The organism is Alteromonas gilva, assembly GCF_028595265.1.
Classification (GTDB): Bacteria; Pseudomonadota; Gammaproteobacteria; order Enterobacterales; family Alteromonadaceae; genus Alteromonas; species Alteromonas gilva.
Genome location: NZ_JAQQXP010000001.1, coordinates 580,599 through 595,603, shown reverse-complemented (window position 1 = coordinate 595,603; position 15,005 = coordinate 580,599). Strand labels below are relative to the sequence as shown.

The 15,005-nt window shown below is 50.4% G+C and carries 12 protein-coding genes; 3 read left to right on the top strand and 9 right to left on the bottom strand.

Annotation, left to right across the window (positions count from 1 at the left end; all coding sequences use genetic code 11):
* Window positions 1–31 precede the first annotated feature (31 nt).
* The 4 genes from OIK42_RS02735 to OIK42_RS02720 all read right to left on the bottom strand — a co-directional run bounded on the left by OIK42_RS02735 (window position 32) and on the right by OIK42_RS02720 (window position 4,624).
* Window positions 32–616 (bottom strand): HAD family hydrolase, encoded by a 585-nt coding sequence (locus OIK42_RS02735; protein WP_273638175.1) that lies wholly within the window; start codon window positions 614–616, stop codon window positions 32–34.
* Between the two features lie 125 nt (window positions 617–741).
* Window positions 742–2,241, bottom strand: coding sequence for an L-arabinose isomerase (gene araA / locus OIK42_RS02730; RefSeq protein ID WP_273638174.1), 1,500 nt, complete (start codon window positions 2,239–2,241; stop codon window positions 742–744).
* 35 nt (window positions 2,242–2,276) lie between these two features.
* Window positions 2,277–2,969 carry an L-ribulose-5-phosphate 4-epimerase gene (locus OIK42_RS02725; protein WP_273638172.1) on the bottom strand — a complete coding sequence of 231 codons (693 nt, stop codon included), beginning with the start codon at window positions 2,967–2,969 and terminating at the stop codon, window positions 2,277–2,279.
* Window positions 2,966–4,624 (bottom strand): ribulokinase, encoded by a 1,659-nt coding sequence (locus tag OIK42_RS02720; protein ID WP_273638170.1) that lies wholly within the window; start codon window positions 4,622–4,624, stop codon window positions 2,966–2,968. The genes OIK42_RS02725 and OIK42_RS02720 overlap by 4 nt, the downstream gene beginning before the upstream one ends.
* 234 nt (window positions 4,625–4,858) lie before the next feature.
* Between OIK42_RS02720 and tal the strand changes: the two genes are divergently transcribed.
* Entirely contained in the window at window positions 4,859–5,812 is a 954-nt protein-coding gene (gene tal / locus OIK42_RS02715; RefSeq protein ID WP_273638168.1) for a transaldolase, read from the top strand.
* Between the two features lie 85 nt (window positions 5,813–5,897).
* On the opposite strand, the gene OIK42_RS02710 is transcribed toward tal, so the two are convergent.
* On the bottom strand, window positions 5,898–7,430 hold the full coding sequence (locus OIK42_RS02710) for a S10 family peptidase (RefSeq protein WP_273638166.1): 1,533 nt from the start codon (window positions 7,428–7,430) through the stop codon (window positions 5,898–5,900).
* Window positions 7,431–7,706: 276 nt separating this feature from the next.
* Here OIK42_RS02710 and OIK42_RS02705 point away from each other — a divergent pair, with 276 nt between their 5' ends.
* Together OIK42_RS02705 and OIK42_RS02700 are read left to right on the top strand one after the other, a co-directional pair.
* Entirely contained in the window at window positions 7,707–8,942 is a 1,236-nt protein-coding gene (locus tag OIK42_RS02705) for a hypothetical protein (protein ID WP_273638164.1), read from the top strand.
* On the top strand, window positions 8,939–9,712 hold the full coding sequence (locus OIK42_RS02700) for a transglutaminase-like domain-containing protein (protein WP_273638162.1): 774 nt from the start codon (window positions 8,939–8,941) through the stop codon (window positions 9,710–9,712). The genes OIK42_RS02705 and OIK42_RS02700 overlap by 4 nt, the downstream gene beginning before the upstream one ends.
* Window positions 9,713–9,769: 57 nt before the next feature.
* Here OIK42_RS02700 and OIK42_RS02695 read toward each other — a convergent pair whose 3' ends face one another.
* The 4 genes from OIK42_RS02695 to OIK42_RS02680 all read right to left on the bottom strand — a co-directional run bounded on the left by OIK42_RS02695 (window position 9,770) and on the right by OIK42_RS02680 (window position 14,846).
* Complete coding sequence (locus OIK42_RS02695) at window positions 9,770–10,564, bottom strand: putative porin (RefSeq protein ID WP_273638161.1); 795 nt, start codon at window positions 10,562–10,564, stop codon at window positions 9,770–9,772.
* A gap of 275 nt (window positions 10,565–10,839) precedes the next feature.
* On the bottom strand, window positions 10,840–12,564 hold the full coding sequence (locus tag OIK42_RS02690; RefSeq protein WP_273638160.1) for a hypothetical protein: 1,725 nt from the start codon (window positions 12,562–12,564) through the stop codon (window positions 10,840–10,842).
* Window positions 12,565–12,660: 96 nt separating this feature from the next.
* On the bottom strand, window positions 12,661–13,341 hold the full coding sequence (locus tag OIK42_RS02685; protein ID WP_273638158.1) for a LytR/AlgR family response regulator transcription factor: 681 nt from the start codon (window positions 13,339–13,341) through the stop codon (window positions 12,661–12,663).
* The gene (locus tag OIK42_RS02680; protein WP_273638156.1) at window positions 13,335–14,846 is read right to left on the bottom strand and encodes a histidine kinase; all 1,512 of its coding nucleotides are present in this window, start codon (window positions 14,844–14,846) and stop codon (window positions 13,335–13,337) included. The genes OIK42_RS02685 and OIK42_RS02680 overlap by 7 nt, the downstream gene beginning before the upstream one ends.
* Window positions 14,847–15,005: the final 159 nt, after the last annotated feature.

Genomic DNA, 15,005 nt, shown 5'->3' with positions numbered 1-15,005 from the left:
TATTACAATTAAGGGGAGAAATGCAAGCTTATTACGCTTGTATTTTGCCATCCTTAACCATTATACAGTCCATGCCTGCGTCTCTGGCAGCCTGATAGCCAATGTCTGTGTCTTCAAACACTACGCACTTATCAGGTTCAATGCCCATCTGCCTGGCGACGGTTAAAAATGTTTCTGGGTGGGGTTTGCCGTTGCTGACATCGGTGGCGGTTACGAGCGAGTCAATACGTGCAAGTAGACCATGGGCCGACAATAAGTGCTCTGCGTGGGAACGTTCTGCACCCGTGCCAATGCCAATTGCCATGCTGGGTCTGTAATGTTCGAATACGGCCATGGTAGATTCAATAAGTACCGGCTCTAACTTCATCGCTTCCCATGCTTCACGCTTGTACTGAGCAACCGCTGAGGGGTCATGGTTAACGCCAAATTTTTCGTTGAGTATGACCACCGTTTGGCGCGTGGGCACGCCCCCCAGAGAATTCATATACTCAAGGTCAAACGGATAGCCATAGTGTTCGCATGCGTGTCGCCATGCTTCCATATGGGCTGGCATAGAGTCCACCAGCGTGCCATCCATGTCAAAAACAATCCCTTCGTATACGCTTAAATCAACCATAGCTCATCCTCAACTGTACGATCCAAAAAATAACGGCAAACTTAACACGTTATGTCTGCCGTTATATTACTATGTCTCGTATTTCGATGTTGTTAGCTCACCGTATCAGTGAGCTAACAGGTCGATTAGATGCCTTGCTTAAGCTGATAATAAGCCGCGTTATAACGCAGTTCAGACTTAAACGAACGCAGGTCGGTGTTACCGTCGATAATCACCGTCTCAACACCCGCCATATCTGCGAAGTCTTCGATCACCTCTGAGCTAAGCGCCTGGCTGTATGCCGCATGGTGAGCACCACCAGCATGGATCCAGGCTGCGGCTGCAACTTCCAGATTTGGCTTAGGCTCCCACAGCGCTGAGGCTACTGGCAGGTGCGGTGTGCTTTCTGGTTGGTCAACGGTGTTGACTTCGTTAACCAGAATGCGGAAACGATTACCCATATCGATAGGCGATACGTTGATAGACGGACCCGCTTTAGCGGCAAACAACAGACGTGGCACATCACATTTCACACCAATGGTATGACGATGCACTTCAAGACGTGGCTTTTTACCCGCAATCGACGGACAAATTTCCAGCATATGAGCACCTAATACCTGATCGATACCGCCGGTAAAGTTATAGGTGTAGTCTTCCATGAAAGAACATCCGCCTTCCAGTCCCTGTGCCATGACTTTCATGGTGCGAACCATTGCGGCTGTCTTCCAGTCACCTTCGCCACCGTAACCATAGCCTTTCGACATAAGGCGCTGAGTAGCAAGACCTGGCAGGCCGCTCAGACCAGCAAGGTTTTCAAAGCAGTTGGTGAAGGCACCAAAACCGCCGTCTTTAAAGAACTTTTCCATGCCCAGCTCAAGACGCGCTTCTTTCATCAAACGCTCACGCTGGTAATCATCGGTCATTAGTTCTTTGCTTACGTCGTAATCCTGGTGGTAGGCGTCAAGCTGCGCAGCAACATCACCGTCACTGATACCGTCAACAACGTCTGCCAGCTCTTGCAAGCCATGAGCGTGTACTTCGTAACCAAAAGTAATTTGCGCCGCAACCTTGTCGCCTTCGGTGACCGCTACGTTACGCATGTTGTCACCAAAACGAACCACTTTCAGTGATTTACACTCAGCAAAACCTAATGCAGCACGGCACCAACCGTCGATTTGCGCAACAGTTTTAGGGTTCTGCCAGTGGCCAACCACAACTTTACGCTCTTTGCGCATACGGCTGCCGATGAAACCAAATTCGCGGTCTCCGTGGGCGCTCTGGTGCGTGTTCATGTAGTTCATGTCGATGCTGCTCCAAGGCAGACCGGCATTAAACTGAGTATGCAGGTGCAACCATGGTTTCTGCAGTTCATTCAGACCCGCAATCCACATTTTAGCTGGCGAGAACGTGTGCATCCACAGGATCACACCCACACAGTTGGTAGCCGCGTTTGCCGCCTGACACACCTGATGGATTTCTGCTGCTGATTTAACGGTATCTTTATAAACAATCTTAACCGGTAAATTATTTTCATTCAGGCCAGCAGCCAGTGCCTGGCTGTTACCTGCAACTTCTTCCAGCACGCGCGGACCATATAGGTGCTGTGAGCCGGTGATGAACCAAACTTCTTTTTGTACTGTAGTCATAATCTGTCCTCTATCAATAAAGGGCTTGCAGGTAGTTAACTTTGGCCGTAGTAGGCGTCTTTACCGTGCTTGCGTAAATAATGTTTATCTAATACTGCCTGATTTAATTTCGCAGCATTAGGATCTAGGGTGCGCGTCAGATAGGCCATTTTGGCAATCTCTTCCAGCAGCGCAGCGTGGTAAACCGATTGTGCGGCATCTTTACCCCAGGTAAAGGGCGCATGTCCGGCCACTATAACCATCGGTGCTGCTGCCGGGTCGCGATCCACGTATGCATCCGTAATTTGAATACCGGTTTCTTCTTCGTAGTCACCGTTAACCTGTTCGTCGGTTAAGTCTCGCGTGCAGGTGATTTCACCATGCACGTAATCAGCATGTGTTGTGCCCAGACACGGAATACTCTGGCGTGCCTGCGCCCACGCAGTGGCGTAGGTGCTGTGCGTGTGGGTTACACCGCCAATCGAATCAAACGCACGATATAAGTGCGTGTGCGTCTTGGTGTCTGAAGAAGGACGCATAGAACCTTCAACGATGTTGTTTTCTAAATCAACAATCACAATGTCTTCGGGTTTCATCTGATCATAAGATACGCCGCTGGGTTTTATAGCCACCACGCCCTTATTTCGATCAACCTGTGACACGTTACCAAAAGTATAGATAACCAGGTTACGGCGCTCCAGCTCCATATTGGCTTCGTATACTTCACGTTTTAATTCTTTATAACTCATGCTTTACCTCCGCTGACATAGGCGCCAAGGGTTTTGTATTGTTGGTACAGCTCGTCGTAGATGCCAACGCGCGAAGCATCAGGCAGATATTGTTTACAAACAGGCGACGCCATTACTTCCTGAGCAGCGGCGACGGTTGGGTATTCGCCAGCGGCCACAGCAGCCATAATGGCGGCACCCAGGGCACAACTCTGTTCGCTTTCTAACACATCGATCGGACAGTTCCAGACGTCGGCACACGTTTGCATGACGTAATCAGACTTCTTGGAAATACCGCCAATCACAACAACGGAATTTATCGGCACGCCTTCTTCACGGAAACGCTCCGTGATCGCACGAGCACCAAAGGCCGTTGCTTCTACCAGCGCTTTAAACAGTTGCGGTGCGTCGGCGCCCATCTTAATACCGGTAATCGCCATCGACACAGTTTGGTCGGCATCAGGCGTACGACGGCCATTTACCCAGTCTAGCGCACTAATATCAGTTGCGCTCACAGGCAATTGCGCCGCATCGGCTGATAAGCGCTGCAAAGTTACCGCTTCAATTTTAGACGCCAACTCATCAGCACCGGATTCCATTAACTCATGCAATAAGTTATTGGTTGGCCACAGTACCAGGTTTTTGAACCAGGCATACAAATCACCAAAGGCAGACTGACCCGCTTCTAAGCCAATCAGGCCAGGAATTACCGAGCCATCAACCTGGCCACATATCCCTTTAACACAAGTTTCACCCAGTGTTTCTGGCGTAGTCACAGTAATATCACAGGTAGACGTACCCATAACTTTAGTCAGAACGCCCTCACGCACATTGGCTGCAACCGCGCCCATGTGGCAATCGAAAGCACCGTAACCCACCACAATGCCTTCTGGCAGACCCAGTTTTTGCGACCACTCAGCGGTAAGTTTACCGGCTACCTGATCACTGGTTTGGGTGGCTGGGTTAAGCGTATCAACCAGGCCATCCAATAACGGGTCAACCGAGTTGAAAAAGTCATTCGGCGGGAATCCGCCCCAGGCTTCGTTCCACATCAACTTGTGGCCTGTTGCACAACGACCCATCTGCAATTGAGAAGGATGCGTCGTGCCACACATCAACGCTGTCATCCAGTCGCAATGTTCCACCCAGCTATGCGCTGCTGCTTTAACGGCGGCGTCCTGACGGTAGATATGCAGGACTTTAGCCCAATACCATTCTGATGAGTAAATTCCGCCCATGTACGACAGATAGTTCACATCGTTGTTGTTGGCTGCCTGGGTAATTTCACTGGCTTCTTTAAGCGCAGTGTGATCTTTCCACAACACGAACATCGCGTTGGGGTTTTCACTGAACTCATCAGTAAGTGCCAGTGGCACACCGTCGGCATTAATCGCTACAGGTGTTGAACCGGTAGTATCAAAACTCAGGCCGACCACTTTCTCAGCCGTACCTGCGGGGACTTTACTCCACAGTGCATTAACCACTTCAACCAGGCTATCTACGTAGTCCAGAGGGTGTTGACGGTACTGATCGCGCGCTGGTTCGCAATAGCGACCTTCTGCCCAACGCGGGTAGTTGACCATATGACTGGCCAGCTCTGCGCCGGTCGCTACGTCTACTAACAATGCTCTGACTGAATCAGAGCCATAATCGAGCCCTAATGTATAACGAGACATAATAATTTAATTCCACTAACTGCTAACAAAATTAGCCAATAAATTTTAATTGTATGATAATATCAATAATAGGCAAATGTAAAGGTAATATAAAATTAATATTAACAGTATTACCCTTATAAAATTTTGCTTCTGCGGGGTTGTTGGCGGCGCTTTACCCACCCCACAACCACGTGACAAGCAAAGGCGTTAAAAGTTTCTTAACCTATTGAAAAAATTGAAAATGGAAAAGATATGACGACCCAATTAGAGCAACTTAAATCGATGACTACCGTTGTCGCTGACACCGGTGATTTTGAAGCAATTAAATTATATCAACCACAGGATGCCACCACAAATCCGTCGCTTTTGTTAAAAGCTGTACAGATAGAAAAGTACCGTCCGCTGGCAATTGAAGCCGTAAATTGGGCCAAAGATCAAGGTGCTACTGATGACATCGCAGCGGTCGCTGCCGACAAACTGGCGGTGCTGATTGGCGCAAAACTGATGGAACAAGTACCGGGTTATGTGTCGACCGAAGTCGATGCACGACTGTCGTTTGATACGGCAGCCACGGTCGAAAAAGCCAACCACCTGCTGTCGTTATATCGCGACCAGGGTATTGATACCAGCCGCGTACTTATCAAGATTGCTGCCACATGGGAAGGTATTCAGGCCGCTAAAATTCTTGAAGCTCAGGGCATTAAAACCAATGTTACGCTGGTATTTTCCTTTGCCCAGGCGCGCGCCAGCGCTGAATCAGGCGCGTTCTTAATTTCGCCTTTCGTAGGCCGGATTCTAGACTGGTATAAAGCTGCTCAGCCAGATACCGACTTTAGTGGTGCGAACGATCCGGGTGTTGTATCAGTCACCCGCATTTATGATTACTTTAAATTACATGGCTACGACACCATCGTTATGGGCGCGAGTTTCCGTAACATAAGTGAGATTCAGGAACTGGCAGGTTGCGATCGCCTGACCATCAGCCCCGGATTGCTTGACGAACTGGCCAATACCGAGGCGCCTTTGCCGCGCAAGTTAACGCCTAACGATGCGCCACAAGCAGCACCGCAGGCACTGACTGAAGCGCAGTTCCGTTGGGATATGAACGAAGACCAAATGGCCACCGAGAAATTATCACAGGGGATTCGCCAGTTTGCGGCCGATCAGGTCACCCTGGAAACCATGCTGACTGACTTAGCGAAGTAAGTAATACCGGGCAATCATTGTCTGTAATAAAAAACCGGCTAGCGTTGTGCGCTAGCCGGTTTTTTGTGTCTGCGCCGAATAAACATTACTGGCCCGCTAGCGATTGCCGGGTAATAAATTGACGAATATCGCTAAACAGTTGCGTTTTGGCCTCACTGTTAACATACATCATGTGCCCTCCCTGATAGTAGGTATAGGCAAGTTGTTCGCTGCGAATCCCATGCCGGTTGAGGGTATATTCAGCGTCAAAAAATGGCGTTACCAAATCATAATAACCCGAAGCCACCAGCACCTTTAGCGCAGGATTAATCCGCAGTGCTTCAGATAACTCTCCGGCTGTGTTTACATAGGCTGGCTCCCAGGCACTGCCGTCTTTTTTAGTGCGATAGCGCCAGTAACGACGAAGGTTGGGATCTGCTGGCGATAAGTAAGGGCGCGTCCAATCGATGTTTAACTGATTACGCATATACACTTGCAGCGCACTATTAAACGCCGCGGATATTGCCGCAGACGCTGCATCGCGCTTGGTTGCCTCGGCGGTGTCATCACGCTCGTCGCCAACATATCGTGCATCCAACAGGCCCACGGTTTCACCGCTATCACGCAACAATTGTTTGGCAAAACGACGCGCGCTAATACGTAAATCAGCCTGCTCAACATAAGCTTCACTGAGCCCGGTGAAATACGCCAGGCGCTTAACCAACTTAGTGCGCGTTGCTGGCGCTAACTGATTTCCCGCGAACAAACCAGGCAGCAATTCGTTGTTAGCGAACTCACGGGCTTGTTGCAAAAACGCCGCCTGACTGGCTGGCTGCGGCTGCACTTTGCCATGATACAACGCGGTGGCCGCCATCGTCGGCACATAGGTTACATAGGAAATAAGATTGTCGGCGATATACGGCGATGAGCCCTGATAATCCAGCGCCTGAGACACAAATACCAGGCCGTTAAGATTAATCTTCATGTCTTTTTGCAGCAGGTTGGCCACATAGGCAGCCCGGGTGGTACCGTAACTTTCACCCAGAATAAAAATCGGCGATCCCCAGCGATTATTCTCGGTCATCCAGGTGCGAATAAACGACGCCATCGACTCAGCATCTTCTTTGAGTCCCCAAAACTCTTTCCCTTCATGTTCTCCTACCGCTCGTGAAAAACCGGTACCCACAGGATCGATAAAGACTAAGTCAGTCACATCCATGATAGAGCTGGCCGATGTTTTAGGTGTGTAGGGTGGTAACCCCGGATGCGTCGCATCGGAGGGAACCTCTACAAACGAAGGGCCCAGGCCGCTCATATGTAGCCACACGGAAGCCGAACCCGGGCCGCCATTCCAAACAAAGGTCACCGGTCGCTGCGTCGCATCGGCGCGCTGCTTAACATACGCAAAGGAGAAAATACTGGCAGTAGGATTACCGTCGATATCACGCAGGTAAGTTTCGCCGGCAATGGCGTCATAATTAATCTTCTGGCCATTAAACTGACCTTTGTGTTCTGACACAAATTGTTGAGGCGCTTGTATAACCTCACCGTCACCGTCTGCGCCGGTTGCCTGAGTACTCATCCCCACCGCCAGCAAAACCGCGAGCGCTCGCTTCAATTTTATAAAATTTATCACCATTTTGGTTACCTGTGCTGCACGACATAGTGTTTGCCCAAATTACCCAAGCTTGATATCGGGCACAAGTGATTGTACGACCAACAGCCCATAAAGGGGTTAACAGACGATTTTACCCGCAGTGGTTTTAATGCAGCCTGAGATTAAATAACGTCAATGTGGCCATAAATTGACTGGATAAGACCACACGCATCCGTTATCTTAGCGCTCAATGCAACATAAATAACTTGCCGCTAACTGCACGGGAACCCGCGGTAAGAAATCAGGGAGAGGCCCATCATGAAGCTCAGATATAGTGTACTTTTTTGCGCGTTGCCGCTGGTATTCAGCGCTCCATCGACCGCTCATTTGTTAGTGAATTTAAACGAATTTCCTGAATGGTTTCAACAGGCCATGGAACGCGAGACTGAGATTGAATCGACCAGCCAGCTCACCATCGAAGCCCTCAATGTTGACGCCCGGATTAAAGGCAACGCCACACAACAGGAAAGTACTGAAGGCACCTGGTATTACACTATTGATATTGGCCTGGCATCGCTCGTTGAATGCTATGCCTTTACCGAATTTGACGGCCCGGCTAACTCACTGCATGCCATCGTGCAGCACAGTCTGCAAGGCGCTGCGGCGCTCAACCAAAAAGCACTTACCAGCCAGTTTAATTTAGCGGTTGATGCCGGCGTGACAGGCGCCACGCCTTATCTGCAGCTTGATACTCTTTATAATCTTGGCGAAGGCAGCGATACGGTCTCTGGCGTTATTAAAGGCTTATCGGCCCAAACGGAACAAAGCCTGCAGATATGTATTCATAACGAAACCGGTTATCAGGCAACCTTCCTTGCCGTATTTGAAAGTTTTGTGGAGGCCTTTGCGCAACATAATACCAATCCACAGTTTTTCGACGCTGTGTATCAGCTTAGCCTCAATGACATGCCGCTGGGTTTTAGCCGCGAGCGATTTACCGTTGATCAGGATGGCGATATCGAAGTTAACGTTCATTCGGCAATGCTGGTGCCAGTAGATGAAGTATCAGTATCCCGCACTGACAGCGTCGGCACCGAGTGGAGCCGCGCCGACGGGACTCTGATTAACGGCACCGAATATTCGGTGGATAATGGCACGTTATCGAGTAACTTCGCGATTCAGCCCGGCGAAGAAAGCTGGATGGTAAGTGGCGAGATGCAAGGCAAAGCCATAGAAGCACCACTCAATTATAATGGCCCGTTGATTTCGGGGTATGGCAGTTACACCGAAACCGCCGGCTTGCTGGCCAGTGAAGAACAGTCTGCCGCGTTTCGAATGTGGGTGCCTGATGCCGATCCTACCGCGGCGCTGGAAGTGATGGTCAGTAAAATTGAGGATAACCCCGCGGCGAACCTCAGGCTTGACATGGGGCCGCTGACCATGACGCTGAAAGCTGAAGACAACGGCATGTTTGATGTTGGCACCCTGGAACAAGCGGGCATGAAACTGCTAATGAAGCGGATCTATTCGAAGGGCGAGCCAGTCCTGCCATGAAAGTCGTTTTAGCCATTCTTTTACTGGTGCTGTCGTGCAGCACCCGCGCCCAGTCGGTGCCGACGCTGGCACAAATTCCGGTCACGCTCAATGCGCCTGATTATCAGCCGCTGGGAGACATTATCCATTTTGAGCTAACCGTGCAGAATGCCGCAGTAGCGATGGCAAAACTGCAGGACTATGCTGGTATCAGTGCTACCCAGCTCAGCCCGACAAGGCTGGCTATCGCCATGGGCAAACAGCCACAATTCAGCGGAAGTCGGCAGCCACAGTACCGCCTAAGCAGTTTTGTTATCGACATTGACGAAAGCGCAACCCAGGCATTTATCAATGGTTTTAAGCCGCAACGGGATGCCGGACTACAGGCGATCCCAGCTTACGTGAATGAATATATTAACGAACCTACCTACATTCATGGTTTCAATTTTGCGTCAGTTGTTGCCAGCCAGCGTGCCGGCGATTGCACCGAATATGCAGTCCTGACAACAGCGCTGGCCCGGGCTTTAGGGCTCGACGCGCGACTGATTCTGGGCACCGTAATCATGGATGAAAACGAACAGGTAGGCGCCTTCGGCCATGCCTGGACAGAAGTCTGGTACCAGGGCAAGTGGCAACTCATTGATGCTGCGTTATATACCACAGACATCAACAGTCGCTATTACCTGCCATCCTCCTCACTGGAAAACGAAGGCCCGGGTTTTGGCTTAGCGTTAATGACGGCAACCAAAAGCTTTCCGCTGCAGGTGAATCAGTTGCAAAGCTTACGCTGACTGTCTGTGTGCTGGTTGCGGGCAGGCAGCCCTGCCCCGCTGCCTGATATACCCGAGCTAAAAGCGCAGTCGGGTGGCCAGAGTGACAGTCGCCAAACCAAACTCTGATGCACCGGGGTGAACCCCTATCCCAGCTTCCAGCGACCAGCCTTTGGTAAGCCAGTAATCCATTTTCACCTCGACCATGTCACCTTCCGAATACGGTGCATCATCAACAAACACTTCGGTATTATAGGCAAGGCCCAGGCTAAAACGCGGGCTAAAGTAGTAATCCGCATCCACTTCGACACGGGCAGAATCATTGTAGTACGCCGTCATCAAAACATCCCAACCCGTTCCGTCATTAATATTGGTGTACCGCCCAAACAGGCTGACGATCGACTCGTTAAGCGTTCGGCTTTGCTCCCGATAAGATATATCCAGTGTTTCGTAGGTCAACCCTGCGCCAACCTGCCAGTTTGGCGTAATAAAATAGCCGCTGTCCACTCGCGCTGACAGATAATTATTACGGGCGGTGTAGAGATAGTCGCGCTGCGGGTAATCCGCGTAGCGAATATTGCCACGCACCACCCATTTGTCATCCACAAACCACTCACTGCCAAGCTCATACAAATCAAAATTATCCACACTGAAATAGCGCCCGTAGACACTGCTGAGCTTATTTAAATAAGGAGATAATGAGTAGGGCGCCGCACCTGGCTGAATATCCGACAAGTAGCGCCGGTACTCAACGCCCACGAACTGATTGCCATAATCATCGAGGTCGGAGATACCGACAGAAATTTCATTTTGCGCGGAAAATACCGGCACTGAAAAAAACGCGAGAAGCGGCGAAAGCCGAAATAATTGCATAACGAATCCTTGTTAGAATGGAAGGTAGTACTCAACACGTCATGTGAATGGGTGAGCATAAATAAGACCGGGTGTTCTTAGATAGGTTCCATTGTTTTCGTGTTCTGTTTCATAACACCAAGGATAAATTGACCAGACTCGCCATGAAAGCCTGACTGGTCCGCTGCGCTAATCGCCCCGGCTCAAGACCGCCGTATCCGGACTTGCGTCGCCAGCTAACGCGTCGGGCCCTCGATATCTGCTGTGTAAAATATCTTTCGACACCATAGCTGGCACTATTGTGTATAAATGCTTCTTAGCAACTGCCCTGCCACCGCAGTATCAAAGTCCAGGAAGCCCCTTTGCATGGCGATTGAGGCCTGACACAACAGGTCTGCCTGGCCCAAATATGCCTCAGGTTCGGTATAGACATCTAAGAACACCGGCTGCTGTTGCTGTATCTTGTCAAGCAACGCTGAAATTAACGCCTGCTGTTGGGCAGCGGTGTAACCTGCTCTGTCCTGTTTAAGACTGTTTATCACCCTGGCTAACGCGGCCAACTCACGCGCTCTGAGGTTGTAAGAAACCTCAGGGCTATGATGCGTTTCAGGTACTGCCTCGGGAAACGCAATGGCAGCGCAACCCAGTGGTGAATGGTTACTGAGTGCGTCCATCTTATCGATCACTACCTGCCAGTAGCTTACCAAGGCTTCATTACTTGCATGAGCAAAATAGAACGGCAGCCGATTGTCCAGCAGCCGGGCCGTTTCGCGCTTCAGCTTTTGCAGCGGCAAGCCTTCACGCATGCCATCCAGATTGACGGCAAGCATATCTGCAAAGGTCATGGAGTCCTGCGCTTTCATGGCCACCATGAAATCCTGAGTTAGCAAGCCTGCTTCAACACTCTCGGTGGTAATGGAGTCAGCGCTGTCCATCACGCTAAATCCGAACTGATCGGGATCGACAATGCGGTCAACCACTCCCGCCTTCATTAACTCGCTGTGAGAAGGGTTGAGAAATTCCTGATTAGGGACTTTTTGTACTTTATAGATAAACCAGTCAGCCACACCGGCATCGGCATAAGCGTCGAACAGGGCTTGTCCTAAGTCGGCATTGTTGTGCATCGACGCTCCGCCGATAGAAGCAGAATGAAAATACAAGTTGGCATCTGACCCAAGCAATTTTGTTTTACCGGCTAAATACACCACAGTGCAAGATGAGTAACAGGTCTCTTTTACATAGGTCGTCAAACCATACCGACGAATGACATCGGCCAGTCTGAGAGCCCCTAACAAGCGCCCGCCGACGCTGTGTAAATGAATCAGGTTTACCTCAGGATGAGCCTTTAGCGCCGCTTCCAGCATCACCTCAGAGCCAACTTCAATGCCGCCATATAACTCAATTTCAGTGCCCTGATTAAGCACCCTTAGCGATGTTGCAGGTGCAGTATTGTCATCAAAGACCAACTCGACGCCTTCTTTGATGATCGGGATACCGTTACGAACAGCATCCACACTGAACACAACGAGGCCTACACAAAGCATAAAAATAGCCGCAACAGACCACCCAACAGTGCCGCCACGGGCCGGATGATTCAACGCAGACCGAAACAGCCCAACGGATTGCCAGGTCAGAACAATCAGCAGCAACGGATAAATGCTAAGCAGGTAGAGTCCCAGCTCACTGCGGGAATTTGCTCTCTCTACGTTCACTTCCAGCAGGTAGCCCAGGATTTTGAAGAGTAACGTCACGCCTAATCCAACCAGCCAGTAACTGACAGGCAACGATATTTGTCCCCGCCAATAGCGCAATATCCAATTGCCGGATATCTCGTGCGTGTCTGTTGAATATGCTGTATCGGCAGGAACGGGGGCGGGCGTGACGGTGTCGGGGGTAAGGCTATCCCGCGTCGCAATTTCCTCACGCAAGCGAGCAGTTCTGTCAGGAAATGCCTGTTGGTCGATGGTGCCCAGCGCTTCAACCAATTCGGCGGCACTGTACTGTGAATAATCTGGTTGCATGGTTTACGACGTCCTTGTTGCAACACCAGTAAGATGACCAGCGTTACCAGTTTATACTTGCAAAAAAGCGCAATGTTGACAATGAACTTCTCACCTTCACAGCAAGCTGGCAAGCACCGCTTTAAACGATTTACCGACCTTCAGGCGTTGTTTGTTTTGCAACATCACAGACTCACTGTCCCTGGCAATCACCGCCGCGTTGCGCACCACATAGGATTTGTGAATTTGCGTGAACATCTGGCCGGGCAGCTGCGCTACCAGCTGTTTAAGTGTGCTGTTCGCCAGCAACATGGTGTCGCCACACCATACCTTAACGTAGTTGCCATAGGCCTCCAGATACGTAATGTCGCCAGGCGCCACACGTCGCTGCTCACGGTCGACTTTTATAACAATATCCTGCGGCAACGCGGGTACGGGGGCACTCACAACCCGGCTGCGCACTTTATCTAACGCTAAGGATAAACGTTCAGCACTCACCGGCTTTAACAAATAATCAGTCACATCCAGCTCATAGCTTTGCAGGGCAAACTCCTGATACGCACTGACGATAATCACCTGCGGCCGGTTAGCCAGCACCTTTAGCATATCCATACCGCTTAACGCCGGCATATTAATATCCAAAAACAATAAATCCGCGCTGTCAGACGCCAGCCAGGCAAGCGCTTCGGTGGCGTTATAGCAGTGTTTAACTACGTTGATATCGGTATGGCTCACCAGATGATGCATAATTACTTTATGCGCCAGCGGTTCATCATCGATGATCAATGTGTTTAGCATGCCGCCAGCTCCATCTCCAGCCGGGTAACCCAGCGATCACCCACTTGCTCACTGCGTAAACTATGTCGGCCACCAAACTGTAACGCCAGACGGCGGCGCAAATTATCCAGTCCCATTCCACCGGAATCGCCGGTCACCTGTTCAGTTGTGTGCAATAACGTATTGGCCCGCGCCTTGGCGACCGGATTATCACAGGCAAAGCATAAACGATTGCCGTTTAGTGTTATCGACATATTGAGTTCACACGGTTGCGCCGCTTTCTCTATGCCATGTTTAAAGGCATTTTCCAGTACAGTAATGAGTAACAGCGGCGGAATTTTACGTTGCAGGTTGTCGCTGGGCCACGCACAGTTAAACCGGCAGTTGTCAGTATGACGCAACTTTTGTAGCGCCAGGTAATCCTGCAGATAGCTGATTTCATCGCTGAGTGTAACCAACTCTGACTGGCCCTGATACACCGTGTAGCGCAGCAAGCTGGCCAGTTTTTCCACCATGTCCGGTGCCTGTGATGACTTTTCCAAGCACAAAGCATACAAGTTATTCAGGGTATTAAACAAAAAATGTGGATTAACCTGTTGTTGCAGTAGTTGTAATTCGGTACGGGTTTTCTGGCGCGCAATGTCGGCCAGCCGGGCATCCTGCGATTTACGTTCAAAGGCGAGAATAATCGGCGAGCTAAATGCCAAAAGCCAGAAGGTCATTTGATAGTTAAACGCGTCAAACGGATTGCCATTGCCAGAGGGGATGAGCGTAAAATCGGTTACCCTGTTGAGTGGCAGGTTCAACAGAGCCGCGCAGACAGGAGCGCTTACCAGTAATATAAAAACCAGTGCTCCGGCCAGAAACGGTACCACGCCATGCATGGCTAACAGCCGCCGGATCAGCACATAGCGGTTAAACCAATATACGCCAAACAAGGCTACCGCAAGGCTCGCAAACTGCCAGAAATAGTGCCAGAACAACGGCAGCTCAGCGACAATTTGGGCAAAATCGATGATCAGTTCGAGCGGCTGATTCACCATGGGATTATCGGTATGCAAAAATATCCCCGCCCAGGTGAATGACCATATCAGCAAGCACAGGCCCACCATGGCGTCGAGAGATAACAGCCGTGACAACCAGCTCTCGCGGCTCTGAATGACACGTCCGGACAGGCGATGAATAAACCACAGCACACTCGCTGCTGCCGCAAGGCAATACCCCTGCATGCCCAGCAAATGCCATTGCGCGAAACCGCTGCTATGATGCGCCAGCATCGTTGCCAGCAGCGGATAGCCAACAAAACCGATGAGCCAGATAAGCAGCTTAAGGCGCCCCTGTATTCGCCACGCCAGGTAATGGGCAACAAAAAACGGCAGCATTTCAGCAAATAACTGCCCGTGCACACTCAAATACACCGTAAACTCGGGCTGACGGTAAGACAAAAAACGTATTGCAGACTCAAGCAGCATGGCTGCGATTATCGGCAGTAACACAAACAACACCCTGCGCCAACTCGCTGGCATTATCAAAATTCCTCATGGTATAGGATCACGGCGGTCAGCCTGCCTAATGGTCTGAAACGCTGCACCTGCATAATGATGAACGTACTTAAATTAATGATGAAAGTAAATTTGCCTGTATTGTTTGTCGCTTTACACCGCAGTTCAACGCCAGTCGGTACA